Origin of the sequence: Marinisporobacter balticus, assembly GCF_004345705.1 — a bacterium.
Taxonomy (GTDB): Bacteria; Bacillota; Clostridia; order Peptostreptococcales; family Thermotaleaceae; genus Marinisporobacter; species Marinisporobacter balticus.
The window spans coordinates 34,142-55,966 of sequence record NZ_SLWV01000025.1 but is presented as its reverse complement, the minus strand read 5'-3'; the positions used below and the strand labels follow the sequence as shown (position 1 = coordinate 55,966).

General features: G+C 30.5%; 20 protein-coding genes and 1 riboswitch. Of the genes, 10 read left to right on the top strand and 10 right to left on the bottom strand.

Annotated elements, in window-relative coordinates; genetic code table 11:
- The coding region (locus tag EV214_RS14555) for a hypothetical protein (protein WP_330571318.1) at positions 1–186 on the bottom strand (186 nt) is incomplete at its 3' end.
- A 693-nt stretch (positions 187–879) separates the two neighbouring features.
- Between EV214_RS14555 and EV214_RS14550 the strand changes: the two genes are divergently transcribed.
- Positions 880–1,074, top strand: coding sequence for a transcription initiation factor TFIIIB (locus tag EV214_RS14550; RefSeq protein WP_132247033.1), 195 nt, complete (start codon positions 880–882; stop codon positions 1,072–1,074).
- 186 nt (positions 1,075–1,260) lie between these two features.
- Here EV214_RS14550 and EV214_RS14545 read toward each other — a convergent pair whose 3' ends face one another.
- A complete protein-coding gene (locus EV214_RS14545) occupies positions 1,261–1,650 on the bottom strand; it encodes an ACT domain-containing protein (RefSeq protein ID WP_132247031.1) in 390 nt (129 codons plus the stop codon).
- 88 nt (positions 1,651–1,738) lie between these two features.
- Positions 1,739–1,835, bottom strand: a riboswitch (guanidine-I (ykkC/yxkD leader).
- 393 nt (positions 1,836–2,228) lie between these two features.
- Between EV214_RS14545 and EV214_RS14540 the strand changes: the two genes are divergently transcribed.
- The 3 genes from EV214_RS14540 to EV214_RS14530 all read left to right on the top strand — a co-directional run bounded on the left by EV214_RS14540 (position 2,229) and on the right by EV214_RS14530 (position 5,224).
- Entirely contained in the window at positions 2,229–3,020 is a 792-nt protein-coding gene (locus tag EV214_RS14540) for an alpha/beta hydrolase (RefSeq protein ID WP_132247029.1), read from the top strand.
- Positions 3,021–3,383: 363 nt separating this feature from the next.
- Positions 3,384–3,845: a MarR family winged helix-turn-helix transcriptional regulator gene (locus tag EV214_RS14535; protein ID WP_132247027.1), complete on the top strand. Its 462-nt coding sequence runs from the start codon at positions 3,384–3,386 to the stop codon at positions 3,843–3,845.
- The gene (locus EV214_RS14530) at positions 3,842–5,224 is read left to right on the top strand and encodes an MATE family efflux transporter (RefSeq protein WP_132247026.1); all 1,383 of its coding nucleotides are present in this window, start codon (positions 3,842–3,844) and stop codon (positions 5,222–5,224) included. The genes EV214_RS14535 and EV214_RS14530 overlap by 4 nt, the downstream gene beginning before the upstream one ends.
- Before the next feature lie 628 nt (positions 5,225–5,852).
- Here the strand turns inward: EV214_RS14530 and EV214_RS14525 are convergent.
- The 4 genes from EV214_RS14525 to EV214_RS14505 form a co-directional block, all read right to left on the bottom strand.
- Positions 5,853–6,563 carry an alpha/beta hydrolase gene (locus EV214_RS14525; protein WP_132247024.1) on the bottom strand — a complete coding sequence of 237 codons (711 nt, stop codon included), beginning with the start codon at positions 6,561–6,563 and terminating at the stop codon, positions 5,853–5,855.
- 138 nt (positions 6,564–6,701) lie between these two features.
- Entirely contained in the window at positions 6,702–7,124 is a 423-nt protein-coding gene (locus EV214_RS14520) for a VOC family protein (protein ID WP_132247022.1), read from the bottom strand.
- 208 nt (positions 7,125–7,332) lie between these two features.
- Positions 7,333–8,067: an AIM24 family protein gene (locus EV214_RS14515; RefSeq protein ID WP_132247020.1), complete on the bottom strand. Its 735-nt coding sequence runs from the start codon at positions 8,065–8,067 to the stop codon at positions 7,333–7,335.
- 907 nt (positions 8,068–8,974) lie between these two features.
- Positions 8,975–10,060, bottom strand: a complete 1,086-nt coding sequence (locus EV214_RS14505; RefSeq protein WP_165916390.1) for a replication initiation protein — start codon at positions 10,058–10,060, stop codon at positions 8,975–8,977.
- Between the two features lie 509 nt (positions 10,061–10,569).
- Between EV214_RS14505 and EV214_RS14500 the strand changes: the two genes are divergently transcribed.
- The 4 genes from EV214_RS14500 to ymfI all read left to right on the top strand — a co-directional run bounded on the left by EV214_RS14500 (position 10,570) and on the right by ymfI (position 14,538).
- Positions 10,570–11,508: a CPBP family intramembrane glutamic endopeptidase gene (locus tag EV214_RS14500; protein WP_132247018.1), complete on the top strand. Its 939-nt coding sequence runs from the start codon at positions 10,570–10,572 to the stop codon at positions 11,506–11,508.
- A 316-nt stretch (positions 11,509–11,824) separates the two neighbouring features.
- Positions 11,825–12,076, top strand: a complete 252-nt coding sequence (locus EV214_RS14495; protein ID WP_132247017.1) for a hypothetical protein — start codon at positions 11,825–11,827, stop codon at positions 12,074–12,076.
- Positions 12,077–12,873: 797 nt separating this feature from the next.
- Positions 12,874–13,350: a TrmO family methyltransferase domain-containing protein gene (locus EV214_RS14490; RefSeq protein WP_132247016.1), complete on the top strand. Its 477-nt coding sequence runs from the start codon at positions 12,874–12,876 to the stop codon at positions 13,348–13,350.
- 447 nt (positions 13,351–13,797) lie between these two features.
- A complete protein-coding gene (gene ymfI, locus EV214_RS14485; RefSeq protein ID WP_132247015.1) occupies positions 13,798–14,538 on the top strand; it encodes an elongation factor P 5-aminopentanone reductase in 741 nt (246 codons plus the stop codon).
- 318 nt (positions 14,539–14,856) lie between these two features.
- Here ymfI and EV214_RS14480 read toward each other — a convergent pair whose 3' ends face one another.
- On the bottom strand, positions 14,857–16,590 hold the full coding sequence (locus tag EV214_RS14480) for a methyl-accepting chemotaxis protein (protein WP_132247013.1): 1,734 nt from the start codon (positions 16,588–16,590) through the stop codon (positions 14,857–14,859).
- A 273-nt stretch (positions 16,591–16,863) separates the two neighbouring features.
- Here EV214_RS14480 and EV214_RS18980 point away from each other — a divergent pair, with 273 nt between their 5' ends.
- Together EV214_RS18980 and EV214_RS14475 are read left to right on the top strand one after the other, a co-directional pair.
- Positions 16,864–17,073 carry a hypothetical protein gene (locus tag EV214_RS18980; protein ID WP_207669701.1) on the top strand — a complete coding sequence of 70 codons (210 nt, stop codon included), beginning with the start codon at positions 16,864–16,866 and terminating at the stop codon, positions 17,071–17,073.
- Entirely contained in the window at positions 17,070–18,359 is a 1,290-nt protein-coding gene (locus EV214_RS14475; RefSeq protein WP_207669700.1) for a transposase, read from the top strand. The genes EV214_RS18980 and EV214_RS14475 overlap by 4 nt, the downstream gene beginning before the upstream one ends.
- A 922-nt stretch (positions 18,360–19,281) precedes the next feature.
- Here EV214_RS14475 and EV214_RS14470 read toward each other — a convergent pair.
- From EV214_RS14470 to EV214_RS14460, 3 genes are all read right to left on the bottom strand, one after another.
- Positions 19,282–20,163 (bottom strand): ParB/RepB/Spo0J family partition protein, encoded by an 882-nt coding sequence (locus EV214_RS14470; RefSeq protein WP_165916389.1) that lies wholly within the window; start codon positions 20,161–20,163, stop codon positions 19,282–19,284.
- Positions 20,153–21,133: an AAA family ATPase gene (locus EV214_RS14465; RefSeq protein WP_132247009.1), complete on the bottom strand. Its 981-nt coding sequence runs from the start codon at positions 21,131–21,133 to the stop codon at positions 20,153–20,155. Before EV214_RS14465 ends, EV214_RS14470 begins: the two co-directional genes overlap by 11 nt.
- Before the next feature lie 246 nt (positions 21,134–21,379).
- A complete protein-coding gene (locus EV214_RS14460; protein ID WP_132247007.1) occupies positions 21,380–21,619 on the bottom strand; it encodes a BhlA/UviB family holin-like peptide in 240 nt (79 codons plus the stop codon).
- Positions 21,620–21,825: the final 206 nt, after the last annotated feature.

The window sequence follows — 21,825 nt, the reverse complement described above, 5'->3', positions numbered from 1 at the left end:
AAAATAAACCTGTACTTCAGCGTCTTCACTTAATAGCTTTGAGGATGGTCCCCATACAATTAAGGTAACATCCTTCCACCAGCCTTTCAATTTAGCATTTAATGTGTACATAAACACCATTTTAAATGCAACCTCTCGATCTCCACTTGTCCAAAGTACAACGAGTTTATCTTTGTTTTCTGACATAATTATCACTCCTCCAAATATTATTTATTATTTCTAACAAATACAATATTACGTTAGTTAACTAATAGCCATTTCATCTTCTTTATGGTGCTTTGATATTGCAGATAACTATGGCAGTTTGCGAATCGGGTTCACAAAAATCTAGGTAGATTAAACATTCTTTTCATATTATATCATATTTTGGTAATATTTTACCAACTCGTATACCCTACAACAGGAAAAAAATTCTATTGATTTTTACATCTTAGTACAACATAAAAACATAGATCACGTTGTATACATATAAATAAAATGAACACGTTGAAAAGACAAGATCCGATGAAAAATCATTCAATTAAAATCAAAGTAACTCAAGCATGATTGTGATACATCTGAGTGAATTTATTTTACATTATTTGTAATCTACTTTGCCCTTCATGACATCTTTTCTGGTAAAACCCTTTCTTAAAATTTTAGCTAGGAAATGTACATTGAATTATGAAGATTGAAATTAATATAAATATAATTACATTAATGATATAATATGGATATAATTGAAAAATATAAATTATGTCATCCAATAATATCTTATAGCGGTTAGATTCTCAATGTGTTTAATTGGTACAGTGCAATGAAGGATAATAAGAAACAATACGAATTGTTAATTTGGTGTTATAAAGAACTATAATATAAACTAGATATCGGAGGGGTTTTATGAAAAATATTCAAGAGTGTCCAATGTGTGGATGTAAAGAGATTGAGCAAGGTGAGCAATCAGGTCATGCTTCTATGATCCCCGTTGGGAGTATCTTTAAAAGGTCTCCAATCATAGCAGATATTTGTACAGCGTGTGGTCATATTCTCTCTATGAGAGTAGAAAAACCAGAAAAATTTAAGATTAAAAAATAAGATACATTATCGTTAAAATATAATTTAGGATAGGCGTTCTGTGTACATTAAGTTTACAAGGAATACCTAAAACCACTTGGTGGTCATTTGAAGAAGTTATGCGCAATACATCTTTTCATGGAAAAGGGTAGGAATTACATCAGACGATATAGTTGCTACCTTTGGACGACCAAGCGTCTTAACAAGTTAATTTATAACTTCATATTTTTCATCAACGAATGCTTCTATAGCATTATAGATATCCCTATCTTTAATAAGAATGTAATCTGTATCATAGGTGGAAACAGCAAATATACTTATTCCCTTTTGTGCTAATATTGTACTAATTGAAGCAAGAATGCCAATTAGAGAAAAATCCAATGGCCCTTGAATTTTTAAAATTCTCCAATCTTTTTCACACTTTATATCATCAGGAATATCGGGTTGCGCACATACGATGGATAATTCATCTGACGTTTTTGTTATAGAAAAAAAATCACTATCTTTTGCCCAGGGAGGAATTGAATCAAATTTGTCCAACCTACAAACGCCATATTTCTCTTTTAATAATTTCATGGTTAATATTTTTTTTGACATCTTTTCTTTCCATCCTTTCTTTCATCCGTATTGGTATAATTTTAAAAATAAATTAAAATAAAAAAGCCTATAGAAATATTGTTTTAATATCTCCCAGGCTTTTATCCTTCCGTGTACACAGTAAACTGTGCGTTTTCTCTTGGACCTATCCAGTTATAAACTGTGGAACCCTAGAAAACCATGTTAAACTTTTTAATTTTCAATATTTATAAGATAATTTTACCATAAGACGCTATTTAAATCAACCTATGTGTTTTTTGCACGTTTCTACTGGATCTATAGCATGTTTTCCAGTAGATGAACGAAAAATCAATCATGGTAAGATAAGTAATACGTAGTTGTACAATAGTGTGAAACGAGTATGGATAGAAGCATTTATATATTCGTAAATGCAGTGATATCAGCTGAAGATATGCAACAAATAGAAAAAACAAAAAAAGATCTAAAAAAATTATAGGATTTAATTAGAGAACAGCAACAATAAATTAAGGGGTTGATAATTTATTACAAATATAGTTAATTATGATATTATCAATAGAGCAATTTACGTTCAAAATTTAAAATGAGGGGGTACAAAAATGAATAAATCAAAAGTAGAAAAAATAAATTTTTATAGTGATGTACTTGGTAAAGAAATGTCCATGTTGGTATATTTACCTGAATGCTATAATAGTTTAACGCCTCTGCCTGTATTATATTTTCTACATGGAAGAAGTGGGAGTGAAAATGTAGTCTTTGAAATGGATATAAACACGAAAGCTGACCGAATGATAAAAGATGGGGAAATTAAGCCTATGATCATTGCGTGTCCGAGAATTGAAAACAGTCGGGGATTGAATTCATCCTTAATCTGTAAAGAGGTACCTGATCATGGAGATAATAATGGAATCATAAACTTAGGAATGTACGAAGATTACTTTATGAAAGAGATCATACCTTTAACAGATAAAACTTTTAATACGATAAAAGATAGAGAAGGAAGATATATAGGAGGTGTATCTGCTGGGGGCTATGTAGCTCTTCACAATACATTTCGACATCAGCATATGTTTTCAAAAGTAGGAGGGCATATGCCTGCTTTAGAACTGGAACTTGAAGATGAAGACAAGCCATATTATAAAGACATGGGTGTGTGGGAAAAATATGATCCAATATATATTGCAAGCAACAAAAATATTTCTTCTGATATTGATGTCTATCTTGATGCTGGAGATAAGGATGAAGGTAGATTTTATGAAGGCTGTTCAATTTTACATGAAATATTGAAAGAAAAAGGCGTAGATTCTCAAAATCATATATTCCCTGGTAATCACAGTGTTGCATATATACAATCAAATATTGAAAAATATCTAAAATTTTATGGATGTTAATCTATTGTGAACAGGTCTTATGTCATGCATACAACTGTGCTGACTTTTTAAAATACTTGGCGAATTGCTCATGGGCACTATATGGAAAATAATAGTGCTCAGTAAAATGCGTGTAATGTGCAAGTGTATCATTCGATCTCACAACCCCAAACCTTAAAGGCAGTTCATAAAATAAAACGTTAGCTCAACCCATGTTATTCTAAGGTGAAAATTATATTTCTTCAACCCAAAGGGGGTAGAGATTTTAATTACTTGCACTTTAGTTGACACATCAACTAAAATGTAATATAATACATTTTGTTGACACGTCAACTAAAGTGTATTATATTGCGCAGTATAAATTTTTTAGGAGGTGATTTTTTAGTGGTTGAGCCAAGTAGCATTGGTAGATTAATATCTATTGCAAGTCGGCAATCTTCGATGTATATGAATAGAAGATTAAAAAAATATGAAATAAATTATACCCAGTTTATTTTTTTAATGAACATTTATAAAACGGAAGGTTTGACGCAAGAGGCCATAGGGGAAAAAAATTTTATTGATAAAGCGGCAGTTACCAGAGCTGTAACAGACTTAGAGGTTAAAGGATATATTATTAGAAAACCGTGTAAAAATGATAAACGTGCAAAAAAATTATATTTAACAGATAAAGCGCTGGGTATTCAGGATCAATTAATTGAAAACATAAATAAATGGGAACAATCATGGATAACCGCATTAGATGATCATGAGAAAGCTATATTATTTCAGCAATTAAGTACAATGGTTGAAAAAAATAAAACGACAATAGCGAATATAAAAGATGAAAAAGGAGCAAAAAAATGAGTGATTTAAATAAAGAAAATAAAATGGGTAAACTCCCTATAAAAAAATTATTATTTACGATGTCTATGCCAGCAATATTAGCAATGCTAGTACAAGCTTGTTATAATATTGTGGATAGTTTGTTTATTGCAAGGGTGAATGAAGCCGCTTTAAGTGCAGTTACTTTGGCGTTTCCTATACAGATGATAATTATTGCAGTATGTGTAGGTGGAGGCGTTGGAATTAATTCAGTTATTTCTAGAAAATTAGGAGAAGGTAAAAATAAAGAAGCAGATAATGTTGCTGAACATGGTATTTTGATTATGTCTTTAGTCTACTTAGCCGTTTTAGTGATTGCATTTTTATTTTCACATAAAATGTTTAATAACTTTTCTAATAACAAAATAGTTGTAGATTACGGAATAACTTATATAAGAATTATTTTGAATTTTTCCTTTGGATGTATGTTAGCGCAAGCAGGTATGAGTATCCTTCAAGGAACAGGGGATATGCTACATCCTATGAAAGCTCAGTTAATAGGGGCTATATCCAATATTATACTAGACCCCATCTTAATATTTGGATATTTTGGATTACCAGCTATGGGAGTGGCAGGAGCTGCTATTGCAACAGTTACAGGACAGATTTTATCTATGGTTTATATTTATATCATTCTTTTTACAAAAGAAAATTATATTAAACTAAATCTTAGAGATTTTAGTTTTAGTTTTTCTGTTATTAAACAAATACTAAAGATTGGTATTCCAGCATGTATTATGCAAGGCGTAATGTCTGTCATGTTGTTTGGAATGAATTGGATTTTAGCTGGATATAATGATTTAGCAAGTACGGCTCTTGGAATATATTATAAGTTGCAATCATTAATATTTTTACCAGTCATTGGGTTAGGTCAAGGGATTTTACCTATTATAGGTTATAACTATGGCGCGAAAAACAAAGATAGAATAAGTGAAACAATAAAGACGGGTTGCTTATGGGCAATAAGTTTTATGACGTTTGGATTCATTGTATTTCAAATCTTTCCATATCAATTACTGGCTATGTTTAATAGTTCGAGTGAGTTGACGACGATTGCAGTTAGAGCATTTCGAGTGAGCAGTTTATCATTTCCGATGGCAGGAATTACAATTGTATTATCAAATGCTTTTCAAGGTATGGAAAAGGCACACTATAGTATGTTTTTATCAATAATAAGGCAATTTATCGTATTAATACCCGTATCCTATGTTTTAGGGAGATTCTTTGGATTAGAATACTTGTGGTTTGGATTTTTAACATCTGAAACAATCGGATTTATAGTTGCAATACTAATGGAAAAATTAATATATTCGAAAAAACTTTCAAAATATGAGCTGGGGGTACAGAAACGATTCGTATAAAAAACGATAGCAGGAGTACATAAATGTAAATTCTATAAAATAAACAGTATTTATTGATCATCCATAAATACTGTTTATTTTATGTAAAATTTTGTATAAATCCATCAAACTATCCCTTTTTATAATTTTATTTCTTCAATCCATGCCTGTTCCATGGACTTTTGCCATAGATAATTTAAGGAGTATATAGAATATTGTTTTTCTACAAAATGATAAATAAATCTTCCAAAATTATTCTACTATATCAAAGAAGGCTATGTATTTTTATGTCGAACGATTTAAGTAGGAATATCATTTTTTTTATCGAATCAAGTAGGTAAAGGGGGTATTATAGATGGATAAAAAAACGATTGAGATCATAAAGAAAATTCTTGTAAAACTCGAAAATAGAGAGCGTAAAGAAATAATTGCTTATAAAAAATATGCTTAAATACGCTTGAATCTTTTCATCAGGGTAAAAGCATTTAAACTACTAGATTAATAACTCAAGGGGACTATACCTTTGGGTTTTATTTTTTATTGAAAAGGACTTTATCCTCAATCTAAGAAAAAGAAAAAAGGCCTTGCGCCCTTTTGGGTTAATGTCCAATATTAGAATAGTATTCATTAGATTTACGATGCTTTATGATCATTTAACGTAGATATGTTCTTTCAGCCACTGTCTGAAAATTTCCAGTTGTTCTTGGGTGTGGAAATAATGTTCTCCATGCTCAATGACTTTCAAATCACAGTTAAAGCGTTTTGTAAATCCAGATACCACATCAAACTCACATAAATTATCTTCTGAACCGTAGAGAATGGAAGTTGGATTATTCCAAGCAACAATAGGGTGTTCTTTCACATAGCAGTAATAATCCCAATAGAGTGTTTGTCCAATAGGTGTCGAAATTTCTTTTTCTGTTTTTAGTCTATGCACACTTATATTAAACCATATCATCATATTATTTATGATACGTTCCATATTTACTACAGGAGAGAGAAACAAACATTGTTTCAACGGCTCATGGCTATATGCTAGTAGGCTAAAATATGCGCCCATACTACAAGCAAATACACTTATATTATTTGATAATGATTGTGCATAATGCATAATGGTATTAAGGTCTTGAACACAGTTTTGAACTTTGCAAGCATAGTTTTCATCCTTACGGTCACCATGTTCAGGCAAATCGAAACTAAGCACTTGATAACCTATTGCTGTTGCCTCTTGTGCAAATACAACAATTGCATCGTCTGCCTTATTTGACATATTACCATGCACCACTACAAATAACTTATCTGATTTGTCACCCCACAAAATCGCAGGAATATTTTCTATTTTTAGTTTTTGTTTTTTCATTGTAAATGCTCCTCTATCACTTATTTTTTTTTACAATTGTGTAATCCAACAGCTTTTTATGGTATTGCGTTCATGGAATGCTATTGCGTTGTTGCACAATATAAGAAAATTGTGTCATAAGTTTATTGCAGATTATACTTATTTTACCCGTTTAGCAATTGGATGATTTTCTTTAAATTGAACCAAATCCCATAAGTTTCCATATAAATCTTTGAATACTGCAACGATACCATATGATTGCTCTTTAGGGTCTCTAACAAATTCTATGCCTTTTGCTATCATTTCTTTATAGTCTCTCCAAAAATCATCGGTTCCAAGAAATAGAAAAATACGTCCTCCTGCTTGATTACCAATAAATGGTAGTTGTTCAGGTTTAGAAGCCCTTGCAAGTAATATTGTGGTCCCTGACGAACCTGGTGGAGACACTACCACCCAACGTTTATCTTGTTCTGGTTGGTATGTATCTTCTATTAATGTAAAATGAAGTTTATTTGTATAAAATTCAATGGCTTCATCATAGTCTTTGACTACTAAAGCAATGTGTACAACCGATTGGATCATTTTATTTACGTCCCTTTCTTTACAAAATATAAGTAATCTTCACATAATCCTACAAATGTGAACCCACTCTTATGTAAATTATACCATGAATTGGTATTAATTAAATTTGACGGATACAAATATTTAGTGATTCATTTGAGATGATTGACGCATAAATGGCTACACGCTAAGATACGTGTAAAAAGTACTCGTTTTTAATTTCCTGTTTTTAAATATTTATAGGCGGATGTTTTTTAGTGAGCGCAAGCCAAACCTCACCACTCCCAGTAAATGTCTTTAAATATCCTTCTTTCTTAGATTTTTCTATTTTTACTTCTATAGCTCCTCTTATAACCATTGCTAAATTCCCATCAACTTTTAATGTATCATTATTTAATTCGTAGATTAAAACCTCATCAAATGGAATATAACTTTCTAAAATAGCAATGCCACTTCCACTTAATTTGGGTTGCCTAAAGCCATCTGCTGTTAGTACGCCTACTGCAACATCTTTATTCACATGCACAGAAACTTCAATGCTGTCTTCACAACAATAAAACATTCCATCCCCTAAAATAAGTGTTTCATCCGATAATTCTAGCATATAAAAATATTTATAAGAAGGATCTAAATATATTTCGCCGTGTTTGCCTGAATACCTTGATGTAAAAGATGCTTCTCCTGTTCCTACATTCTTAAAAAAACCTTTTGATGGTGATGGCGCATTTTGTTGAACATCAATTCGGATTGGACCTTTCATACACTGTAGATCTCCGGGTTGTACTAACACCCCACTATCATTCATTTTAATTCTAACTTGTCTTAACTTTTCACTACCAAACTTCTCTTCAAGCGTATGTCCTTTTCTAGGTTTTATGTATTCTATTATTTCAAAAACTGTACCATTTTTGCTGATTGACTGATCTATTACTTTTACTGCATTTGAAAAATTCGGGTTAAACATAACAAACGTCCTCCTTTTAATTTATGTTTCTGTACATTTGTTTCATACAAATGTTCTCTTAAAGTTTTTGCGCCTACTGTAATTCCTTCTATCGCATTTGAATTATATGTCCATTCCAGTCAATAGACTTTCACGAATACGCTTTACTGTATACTCTAGAAGTGGTCTGTTACTGTCTAATAAATTCTTTTGCTTCTTCTATTTGTTTAAAGAATTTATCTTTTATTCGTCTTCTCTTATTATACGTATTCATTATATCGCAATGCAAGTGATGAAACCTTATTTTTCGGCTGCTTAAATATTTCAAAAATGTTTTTTAATATATAGTGCAATAGTTCTTGCCTACTCGGAACAAAAATAGACCCTGTAGTGGGCCTTTTTGAGCAACGGAAATTTTGTTAATGATCTAAGCATCTACGATAGCTGCAAGTGTGCTCGTCATCTATTTTTAAGGCTAACGTAATCGAACCATCCCAATTTTCATGTAGTATTTGCAAATGATTAAATGTATCTAATCTCTTTAAATCTTATGCTTTAACATCTTCTACCTTAACATCAACTTTAACATTCACATGATTCATTTATAGGAACACCCTTTCAAAACAAACCAAAACATAAAACCAAATTTTCCTTTATTTTTCATACGACAAAAAAAGATATGAATACACATATTTCAAGTTGGATTTTATGTTTCCACAAAAATTGAATACGCGTATCTATTATTCGATATCGATATAAAATTTAAAACCTATTTTTCGCCCCTATAACGATCGAAAATACGGCAAACTATACAAATATATTGTCGCGTTAAAAAAAGGCCTTAAAACGAATCTTATAAGGCTGTGTGATGAAATCAATTAGGGTTTAGGGGATAAGAAAACCCCTAGGGTATGATCTAGGGGTAAAATTATTTATTATTCCTAAACAGTTTTTCTAATTCTTCTTTGCTGTATTTTGAAGAGCGTTGTTCAAAGTTATTGAATTTATTTACATTTTTAGGTTTTTCGTTTTTGAGGGGCACTTTATAATCTTTTATAATTGCACTGATAAGGAAACCTACTAGATTTTCATATTTTGATACCTTTGCAATCTCATATTTTTCTTTTATTTTTTCTATATTATTATTAGCAACATTTAATATGGCTTCTAGTTCGTCTTGGGTTAGATTTTCTTTTAATACTTTCTTTAGTTCTTCTATGTAAGGATTGCTACAAAGCACTTTTTCATCTTCATACGCTTCCATGTCTACAGCAATTTCTTCTAAATAATTATTTGTATTGGGTGAAACCATTTTTTTAGATTTTATTATAAACTTGATTTTATCGATTTTTCTTCCTAGCTTTATTTCTTCAAATTCAAAGGAAACATCTGTATTTTCACTGATTTCTTTATAGGCTACTTTTAGAACTTTCTGTTTAAAATTCGAATATCTAGGATATTGTTTATCTCCTATTCCTAATATTTCTCTTAGCTTCTCTATTTTTATTGTTCTTTCTCCTATTGTTTGATATTGTTTTAATATTTCATATATTCGAATGCTATAAGTACTTCTGAGAGAAACGATATTTTTTAATTGATACGATGTAAAATGTTTCTTTAGATTAATCATAAAAGGCTTTAATCCAGGATCAAAACGAGCTTCAACAATTCCTTCCCCCGTTAGATATCTTACGCTTGAAAACCAACTAATTTGTAAAACATCTAGTTTGTCTGGTTTTTTTCTATTTGGAATATACATTTTTAAAACTTTAGACATCAAATTTGCTGTGAGTTTCTGAAGTTCCCTATATGCAATTTTATAATCCATGTTTAACATATCTGCCAAGTGTTTTACACTTAATTGATATGTTTTAAAGTCCTCATCTTCCTTTTTTATTAAAGATGCACATATTAAAACCAATTTCTGCTCATTAAGCGTTAATTTATATGATGCTTCAATTAAGCTATTCGCTTTTTTTACTAGATAATTCTCTCTTACTATGGCTTCTCCCATTTTTATCCCCCTGTAAAAAGTACTTCCATTGAAATTATACAAAGAAGTACCCATAAAAGCAACTTTTTTTTTATCAAGTTATCTTATACCATATTTAAGTTACCTTTCACCACATTTAGGTTGCCTTTTGACCATATTTAAGTTGCTTTTAACCATATTTAAGTTGCCCTTTGACCATATTTAAGTTACCTTTAACCATATTTAAGTTGCTTTTAACCATATTTAAGTTGCTTTTGTTTGTTTTATCGAAGTAATTGCAATAGGTTCAGTACTCCGAAAACATTTAAAATATTTAAAACAATATATAAAATATTTAAAACAACAACAAAAAGGGTTGTTGCGCATCAGTTGGAATAAAATTGTAAAATTTTTTATATTGTTGTACGATAGAATCATCTTGTATAAGTAAAGATTACCGAACCTTGCTTCGCAAATACTACCCTAAAAGGTATAAAAAACGAACTTTCAATATCGGGAATCAACCATTATAAGACAGATGGTACTACGTTTTGAATGCTATAGAAATAGTATTAATAATTTATATTAAAGGAGTATGTGTTATGCAGGAACAAATAATAATAACAATAATTCAATATACAGTTTTAATCTGTTTTTCAATTATTGGAATACCAGGAATAGTATATAGGGTATTTTCTAAAGAGAAGATTGGTTTTTTAAAATGGATAGGATTATATGATATTTCATTAATGGAATTGTTTTTTATTACCATATGTCTATTTTTAGTTTTATTTTTTAATAATTTCAGTAGAATTTTGCCACTTATACTTATGCTATACGCGCTAATTATATTCAAGTATCAAATGACAAGCAACAAAATTAAAATTAAAAATGAAAAAAAATTTTTGTATGCGTTCATTATTATTATTTTCGTATATATGGGGATAAATCTATATTATAATTACATAAATTTATTGGATACAATAAATACAATTAATCAATATAGATTAGTTCAATTACCATTAACGATGACTATTTTTTTAGGTTATCTACTAAGAGTTAGATTAAAAGATTTTAATTGGAGTATAACTTTTAGAGCTCTTTTTGTAGTTGTATTAGTCTATATTTTATATTTAACATATTTTCTATTCTATGATATGAAGTCTTTAATGCAGAGTACACCCACTTACTTTATAAAGAATTTTGTACAACAGATATATTATCCCAGTATAGTAGAGGAAGTGATTTTTAGAGGGTATTTATTAAGTGGGTTGTTAGCTTTTGGTGTAAGAGAAGATAAATCTAACATAATTCAGGCAATTGTTTTTGGGGTGATTCATGTTTTGGGCTTTAAAGAAATTTCTATAATTTCTTTTTTAGTAATAAGTTTTCAAGTATTCTTAGGATACTTATTTGGCAAAATCTATTTATCCACAAAGTCGTTAACACCATGTATTATTTTACATGCACTAATAGATACATTAAAGTGAAATAATAGTATTTTTGGTTATTTTTAAGTATAGTGGTTAATTCCGCACCATCCATCGTATAACATATAGCGGTGTTTCTGAAACTCCAAAAAAATAATGATAGAAATTAACTATCATAAGAGTTTGCTGAAACACCTTTGGGTTTCCAATTGTTTTATTTAGGGTTTAAAAATAGATGAATTAGATTTCACATAGGACTAATCACGTTTGTCACTAAACACTTGCTGAATTGTACGAGATGTCAATAATTTGCCAGTATTGGAGTTAGGGAAAAGAAGGTCTGTTGGTCTTATTTTAGGAATGACATATCTGATATATGGATAAGGATATTAAAAGGGCTGAAGAAAGATTAGAATATTTAAGTAGTGACCCAAAAACTGTAGAGATATATAAGGCTAGAGAAAAAGCATTACATGAAAGAGCAAATATGATAAGTAGTGCTAGAGAAGAAGGAATAGAAAAAACGGCACAAAATCTATTAGTTATGCAAATGGATATAGATTTTATAGTTAATGCAACAGGTTTAGAAAAAGAAAAAATAGAACAAATAAGAAAAAGTTTAAATTAGTATTGAAAAATAGCTTCGGCTAACATGGGCTTTCTAATATCCTACACAATTCATGCAGGACATCAGAAAGTCCAAATACGGTATGTGCAATAGCAAAATGCTATTAAAGAAAATAAAATAAATAGGAAAGATATTACACAATAGTAAAATTATGTGAAACAAGGATAATGTATATAGCACTCAGTCAAACGGAATTTTAGGAGGATCTAAATATGAAATGTCCATATTGTAATACATAAATGGAAGAAGGAATTTTACAGTCTCAACGCTATTTACTGTGGGCAAGAACAAAGCACAAATTAATATTTCCTTTGATTGTAGAATGAGGGAGTTGATAATATTTCCTACTTGTAGAACTAAGAAATTGTACTATCACAATCGCAATGATCAATTTAAATTTAATGCTATGATACCGTTTAACTTGATCTGATTGTTTATCTTTCATGAAAATAACCACCCTTCTGTCTCTCAATAATTTTTTAATAGTTTTACTATCTGTTGATATTTTGATAGAACCACTATCGTTTCTGTCTACTTTTACACTTCTATGTTTATTCTACAAACCCTTCTCTATTTTTCCAAATTTCATAGTTTCTGTAAGGCGTTTTCAGTTTGCTTAGTTTACTGCTAGTTCTTAAAGGGGATTTTACTTTACATTTTTTTCATTTCATTATGTTTAAAACATAATAAATTCTACTTTAAATTATTTTTCAAAAAAGGCTTGTAGTGTTCAATAATATCAGTATACTGATAGTAACAGCGCCGTAAATAAAATAAAATAAAAAGGAGATTTATTTATGGAACAATTTTATTTGAAATCAATTGGTAAAATTCATGTAGATGACAAAGGGATGAGATTAGTATTAGATAAGGAATATATTCCTGCCCTTACAAATTTTCAGGATTCTGGTTATATCAATGTTTTCTGGTGGTTTGATAAATGCGATAATTCTGAATCCAGAACAAAGCTCATTGAGAAAAGTCCTTACAAAAATGCCCCGGAGATATTAGGAACTTTTGCAACACGCTCTCCAGAACGACCAAACCCTATTGCACTAACTTGTAGCTATGTTACCTATGTTGATTATCAAAACGGGATTATTGGTTTAGCCTATATAGATGCTGATAATGGAACGCCTATTTTGGATATTAAACCATACACACCTAGTCTTGATAGAGTAGAAAATCCATTGGTTCCAGAATGGTGTTCCAATTGGCCTAAAAATGTTGAGGAATCTGGGGATTTTAACTGGAGTACAGTATTTAACTTTTAATGCATAAACCTTAAGTTTTTAAGTAGAAGAGTGGGTTTGGAAAAACGCACTCTCTTTGTGTGCTATGCAGATAAATAAAAAGCTAAGAGGGTACTTGAAGTGCTTAGCGAAAAAAGTACCTTAGCTGATATTACCAATAATAAATTGATAAAGAAAAAGTGGATAGCTTATTAAAAGAAAAAAATATAAGGCTTAACATCACCTAACGCTGTGAAAGAAAAATATGGATTTAATTCGACGGATGTTTTGTAGCTTTTATCTTCATTTGGTTAGATCTTGGGGTTTATACTTTTTCTTCTGTAAGAAAGTGGAACCAAAAGAGTAAAGTGCATATAAAAATAAAATTGAAAACCAATCATTGATGATATTTCAAATGAATATCTAACCAATGATCTGAGTATAAGACTATTTAATGAAACTTTGTTGTAATAAAGGAGATTATGAATTATGGATTATACAAAAACCGTTGTAATTACTGGTGCATCCAAAGGAATTGGAAAAGCAACCGCTATAGCATTTGCGCAAGAAGGTTATCATGTACTGATCAACTTTAATAAATCAGAAAAAGACGCAGTTGCTTTATATGACAATCTAAAAGAAAAGAAATGCTCTGTTCAACGATTCAAAGCGGATGTATCTAAAAGAAAAGAAGTAGATAATATGATATCATTTTGTATCAGTCAATTCGGGAGCATAGACATCCTTATCAATAATGCAGGGATATGCCAAGAAAAGTTATTTACGGATATAACAGATGATGACTGGGATCAAATGATAAATACGAATTTAAAAAGTGCTTTTTTCTGTACGCAAGCAGCTTTAAAATATATGCTTCCTCAAAAGAAGGGGAAAATCATTAATATTTCTTCCATATGGGGAATGGTTGGAGGTTCTTGTGAAGTCCATTATTCTGCTGCAAAAGCAGGTTTAATAGGCCTTACAAAGGCATTAGCAAAGGAACTGGGACCATCAAATATACAAGTGAATTGTATTGCACCTGGTATTATTCAAACAGACATGCTTTCCTCACATCATCAAGAACAGTTAAATATTCTTAGAGAAAATACCCCATTAATGAAATTAGGAAGTCCTGATGATATCGCCAGGTGTGCTTTTTTCTTGGCATCCCATCATGCAGATTTCATAACCGGTCAAATTATAAGTCCAAATGGCGGGTTTGTCATTTAAATTAAATATACATATTCTTAAATATAAAAGATTACTACCTTGTTAAGATTATTTTTAGATAAACTGTTACCTTACCGTAAACTTTCATAGCATATTGTTGATTTTGTTTGCTATATAATTGTTTAGTGTGGGATTTGTCGGAAATGTTGGCGAGACACTTAATAGTAAGGATCAATACATAAAATCTCAATGCAACACAATAGTAGGGCCTGGTGAAAAACGCTAAACTAAAGGGACTAAATTACAACATTCAATGTAATTTAGTCCCTTTAGTGTTAAACATCTTAGTTTTGTATGTGTGCTAGATTTTACGCTTACTTATATTTTGAATTTCTTAACCTGATTATTTAATTCTTCACTTAAATCCACTTGAGTTTTTGCAACTTTTGCTACCTCTTCTACTGCTTTTGAAGTATCGTTTGTACTATCTGCAATTTCTTGTGAACTTGCCGTTACTTCTTCTACAGAAGCGGATACATTCTCTATCGTCGCATTTACCTGATTAACTATATTTGATATCTCTTCAGAACTATTTGTAAAATCTCCTATCAAATTTCCTACAAATTCGGCATCATTTAGGTATTGTACGCCTGTATCAACTAGTATTTGATAATCCTTTACTACTTTGCTATCAATAAACTCTAATACGCCATTTGATGTTTGTGATAAATTATCAAACGCTTTTTGAACTTGTTTCACAAGGCTTCGAATATTTTCTACAGTTTGTGATGATTGTTCAGCTAGTTTCCTTACTTCTTCTGCTACTACTGCAAATCCTTTTCCATACTCACCTGCACGAGCCGCTTCTATAGCAGCATTTAATGCTAATAAATTTGTTTGTTCTGATATTGCAAATATCGCATTAGCCATGACATCAATTTCAGACACAACTTTGCTCTCAGCAATAGCCTTAATAATTTCGTTTTGCTTTTCTTTGCACATTTGTTGTGTTTCATCATTTGATTTTTCTGCATTTTCTTTCATTTTATTTGCCCTTTGTTCTATCTGTTTAACTGCTTCATTACCATTATTAGCTTTATCAAGAAGTGATGTTAGAGAGGTCATTATTTCATTACTAGATGCATACACCTCTTCAGTAGCAGCAGCTGTTTCTTCCATCCCAGCTGCTATCTCAATTATATTCGTATTCACTGTATTCGTTTGAGAACTAATTTGTTCCATAGTAATACTAAGATGTTGACTTGATGCACTTACTTCTCCAGTGTTATTTAATACTTGTACAATTAGATTTCTTACACTTTCAACCATTATATTAAAACTCTTTGATAAGCTACCAAGTTCATCTTTGCTAGTTATATTTGCTTGTACAGTTAAATCTCCTTTTTCAACCTTTGACATTAATTCCATTAGGTTTTTAATCGTATTAACAATTATTTTACTGAAAATAAAAGCATATATTCCAAATACTAAAACAGTAATAAATAAAATAGCAATTTGAAGTATATTAGTAAACTGTACGGCATTTTGTTTTTCAATAATACTTTCATGTGCCAATGCTTTCATTTTTTCTCCAATTACATCAAGTGAATTTCTTGCAGCATTAAAATATTCTAAACCAGCAACTTCTTTTACAGTTATATCTCCTTTATGATTTGAAAGCTGTAAATCAATTGAGCTTTTCCACAAATCAAAATTTTTTTGGAATTTCTCCAACTGCTCACTTATAGTTTTTGAAGTTTCAGAATCCATTCTATTATGTGTTTTAAGAAAATTCAAAGCAGTATTTGCTGCATTAGTAGATCTATCATAAGCTTGCCCAGCATTTTCAACATAACTTTCTTTTTCTTCATTATATTTTTCACTGCCAGGTTCTAACTGTATCATCCTTTGTACAGCTGTAAGAGCTTGGTAATAGTCCCTATCACCATTTAAAATTAGAGATGTTCCTTCTACACCAAGCCCATCTAAATCCAATAGAGCCTCATTTAAGTTTGAAATTGAGTTTAATGTAAAAATAGCATTTATAATACCAACTAATATGACCGGTATAACGATTGAAAGAATTAATTTAGCTTTTATAGAATGTCTCATAAAATATGTTCCTCCCTTATTTATAATAGCCTCTCGGAATAAACCAAGCGTGTTTTTTCAAGGCTTTACATAAACACGTTTATTTTCACCCTCCACTTTTTAGTAGGAGGTTTTTTCTTTTTTTGTTTTAAAAATTGGTAATTATTCAATGAAATAATGAAATAATTTCATATTTTAAAACTTTTTTTCTCAAAACACTTGACATCTGAAACGGCTCCTAACAATGAATTTGAAAGGGTTTTTACCTTGAATTTTATGACTAGGAGGCAGTTTGTGAAACCAAGATTTGTTCCTCATGAATCTTACCAAAATTTTCTTTTGAAACAACTAAAAGAACATTACACCGATGGTATTTTAGTCCTCGTTAACAAAGATTGGGCTCTAATTCAAAAATTATGGCTCACAGATCTTTCTTATGTTTCAACGTCACTTTATAGCTCTTATTCCATTAAAGGCCTAAACCAAGAGATCCATCTTCTATGATGCGTTCTTACTTAATTTTCTTATTAACGCGTCCAGCCATTGGTATCACTGAATGGGTAGATGAACTACACCGGGTGCCATTATATGCAATTCTCAGTGGCTTTGAACCTGGAGACGTGCCAGGGATTGGTACTTTTTACGATTTCTTTGAACGTCTATGGAATAGCGATCAATCTAACAAAAAATCAAAACTCAAACAGAAAATTAAACGGAAAAAGAAGAAAAAGAAAAAGTATAAAAAAGGTGAAAAAGCACCTCTTAAAAAACCTGGTGTTGTTAAGCGATTAGTCGATAGGTTTCTCAAATATGGTTCTGATAAAAAAGATTTATCAACGGATCTATTATTTGATCTTTTCCAATCTCAGTTTCTTTCTGTGTCTGCCAATTTAGGCTTACTTGGTGACCTTGAAAGCCTTAGCATTGCTGGTGATGGCACACCTTTTGAGACCCAGCGTTTTCCTAGAAGCAAAAGCACTTGTGATTGCTTTTCAAAAGGCATTACTAAATGTAACCATCCTAGAATCTATTCCCAACCAGACTGCAACTCCGGTTGGGACAGTTCTAGGGAAAAATACTATAACGGCTATCATTTGTATATGTTATCTGCCTGTGATAGCTACTATGACTTACCGTTATATCCAAGCTTGAATCCAGCTTCTAGACACGATTCTATTAGCTTGCTTATTACATTAAGGGATTTCTCTCAAAGATATAACCTGAGTCCTGTTGAGAGAATTCTTCTTGATGCTGCTCATGATGCGAAAGCTATTTATGAAATTCTAGATGCGAACGATATAGAAGCCTTTATCGATCTTAATCCTAGAACCAAACATAACTTTAGTACGGATTGTGATATTTCTATTTCAAATGAAGACATTCCCATATGTTCTAAAGGGCTGCCAATGAAAAAGAATGGCTTTGAAGAAGCTAAAAACAGAAGAAAATGGCGTTGTCCTCTTGTAAAAGGCAAAAGAAATTCTTGTGAAAACCCCTGTTCTATAGCTGCTTACGGGCGTACTTTTCATACTTTACCTAAAAATGATCTACGTATATTTACTAAAACACCTCGATCATCAGATCAATGGAATCATATTTACAAAAGACGGACTTCTGTTGAAAGGTCAAATAAGCGTGAAAAAGTTGATTACCACTTAGAGGCCGGTAGACATAGATCTACTAAAATGCATTCTATTCGTCTTTATTGCATTATGATGTGTCAACACATCGATGCTTGGTATTCACACTTAAAAGGTAACTTTAATCTTAAAGAAATCATCTTTGGCTAAAATTTTTTTCAAAATAGCAAGGGTCTTTTTGTTGTGCCCATTTTTACTAAAAATATGTTTTACAGCTTTATAAATAAACATCTCATACAATTACCAGTTAATTTATTCCGATTTCTTTGAAAACTTAGTTTTTATTCCGAGACTATATAATTTATTTTTTGTCGGTATTTGAATTTTATATGAAAAAAAAGTTTTTTCTGTAGTCTATATTACAATTTGTGGTAATAAAAAATAATCAGAATATTTTTCTGATTATTCTATAGGTATATTCGTAAACTATAATGTACACGCTTGTTAAGACACAAGATTTAAATTTTTAAGATAAATCCTCCTTTCGCATGCTTACTATTTTCGATATTTTTCTTCTTTTTCCTTCTAATTAGCAAAACTTTAGCATGATGATATTATTAGCAATAAGTTAAGCTATTTGATCATATCAGTAAACTCGTTTAGATGTAAGCGTAAAAAAACTGCTATTATGTTGCATCAGCAGATCGGTAGGTAAAAGACCCTGGATATTTTAAATATAACAATCTTTCTTATTCTGCAAATTCCTACGTTGTTTTTAATCTTTTTGTGCTACGATGAATTATCAATACAACCGTTTGTAAGGTTTTAATGTATTATATGAAATACGCCGAATAATCCTATATAACTTCAATAATAAGGAAGCGTATAACTATGAAGATGAATGATATTGAAAAAGAAATTATAAGATTAATTAAAGTGAAGATATTAAGATGAATTTTTCTGAACTAGCTATTTTATTAAAAAACTTGGACGTTATTATAAAATAGGCTTTGAAGAAACGGATATAGTCAATGAATTATTTGATATTTGATTTTTTTAGGGCTGATCCGCATGGATACATATCCATCTGTAACAAATAAAAATTTGAGGGAAATTAATTTCCCTCAAATTTTTATTTGTTATTTTCAAGTATTTCTTTAACTTTTTGATTGATTAAATCCTTTAAATGGGTAGGTACTTTAAACTTTAACTCTATAAGAGGATCTTCATCATCTTTAAAAACCTCAGTGATTTCATCTTTTGTCATGCTTGGTTTTAAGTTCTTCATGTATTTTCTAATAAATTTATCTTTAAAGTTATGGTATATATAATGTTGCATATCTTCATCATAAGAGACTAGTTTTAAAGCATAGGTTGCTTTTAATGTATTGTTATTGATCATATCTTTTAGTGTTTTAATTAAGTTGTTTAATCTTCTATAATTATCAACTTGTCTACCAGATATATTATATTCTTTTGAAATAATGTCTCTAACACGACCACTCCCGTCATAGCCTTTTTTGCTATTCATTAAAATGCCGTATTTCAAATTAATAGACATACTTTTCTCTATATCTGATAATTGACGTTGTACCCAATTGGTATCTATGATGATTTCTCTTGCTTCAATTTCATCTATTTCATCTAGCTTCTTTATCACTGCATTAATTTTTAAAAATTGATTATCTTTTGTAGATAAATAAAGCATTTCATAGGCTTGTACCCTATTGTGACCTGCTAAAATCATGTATTGATCATTTTCTTTTTCCCATACGACGATCGGGGTCAATAGTCCTTTAGAAAGAATACTATCGATAAGTTCTGTCATCTTGTTATCAGGAAGGGGTTTATAGAAGTTCCACTGCGCGGGTGCAGAAATCAACTTTTCGATTTCAACTTCACGTACCCCTGTATCTCCTTTTATTACATCAAAATTAAAACTTGTAGAATGACTTGGTTTAGAATCTATTCTATTTTTCGCTTTTTTTAATCTTTCTTTCATATTATTTTGCAAGTTTTACCACTTCCTTTGCCAAACTTTTATATTGTTTCGCCGCTCTACTATTTTTACTGTAGATACTTAAAGGCAGACTATCCCATTGCGCTTTTTTTACATTTGTATCTACGGATATGTAGCTTTCAAACACAATATCTCCAAATACGTCTACTAAAATTTCTTCTGCTTCTTTTGTGATGTTTTCACGTTTATCCACCTTTGTTCTTAGGACACCAAGAATTTGTAGCTTATCATTAATCGTTCTTACTTCATCAAAATATTCTGTTAGAATTTCAAGCCCTTGTATTCCAAAAGAAGTAAGTTCCACTGGAATTAAAACATAATCACATGCATTTAATATATTAAAGTTAAGTAATCCTAATGTTGGATTTGTATCAATGATGATATAATCATACAACCCTTTATTGATTATTGGCTGAAGGATTCTTTTAAATACAGATTCTCTTAATTTTTTTGTAAACAACAACATATCTATAGTAGATAGTCCAAGATCTGAAACAATAATATCTATATTTTCATATTCTGTAGGGATTATAAAGTCTATTAAATTCTGTTCATTGACTAAAGCTGTATTTAAGTTTTTTTCTAAATCACGATCAAGTCCATAAGAGCGTGTAAGGTTCATTTGCATATCACTATCTATGACTAAAACCTTAGTGTCTTTATCCATCTCGGCTATGGCATAACTCAAACTTGAAACAACAGAAGTTTTCCCGCAGCCCCCTTTGTTGTTTGCAACTGCTATGACTTTTGTATTTCTAAAGCCTTCTATAAAAATTTCATCTATATCTATTTTGAGGGCATTAGCAATTTTCACTACGTTTTTATAGCTTGTCTCACTTCTTCCAGTTTCAACAGCTTTTATTAAACTTAAGGTGATGCCACTTAATTCAGATAAATATTGTTGTGTAAAATCTACTTCTATACGCCTTTCACGAATCCTTTGAAATACGATTTTTCCTTTCACGAATAAGCCCTCCTAAATTAATGGTTTTACAATAATCCATTACTTATTTTACAACAAAGTTATAACTTTTGTCAAAAGAAAGATAGTGAAATGCATTTTTTTTCTCTTTCTTTATGTCCAATATATTTAAATTAGGCATGGATTTTGTTTCCTGAGCATTGATAACGGTTAGCATAGGTCTTGTGGATTCTAACGTTTTTATACAATAAAAGACACCTGTGAACATATCACAGGTGCACAATTTAACTAGTCTTTATTTTCTTTCTTAAACACATAATCTTTAATAAATTCTACATCTTTTTTCACATCTTCAATAAGGTTTAATTTATCTGTAAGTTTTAATATGATTTTCTGGTAATTTTGTTCTCTTTGTTCTTGTCTAAGATCTCTTTTCTCTTGGGCTTTTAAAATATAAAAAATAAGCCCAGCGGTTAAAGCCGCCCATACCCCCTGAGATGAAACCAAATTTAATATGATGTTTTCCAATCTCTTCACCTCCTTATGTTTAAGGGTGGTGTTGGGATGCATATAAACAAGATCCATTTTGTGAAAAAATCACACCTCCCACTGTTTTATTTGAGAACGCAAAATGGATGCTTGTCTTTTCTCTATCCATATCTATGAATGCATAATAAAATTGGTTACATCTTCAACGAATAAGCTATCACCAAAAAAATATGTTTCTTAACAAT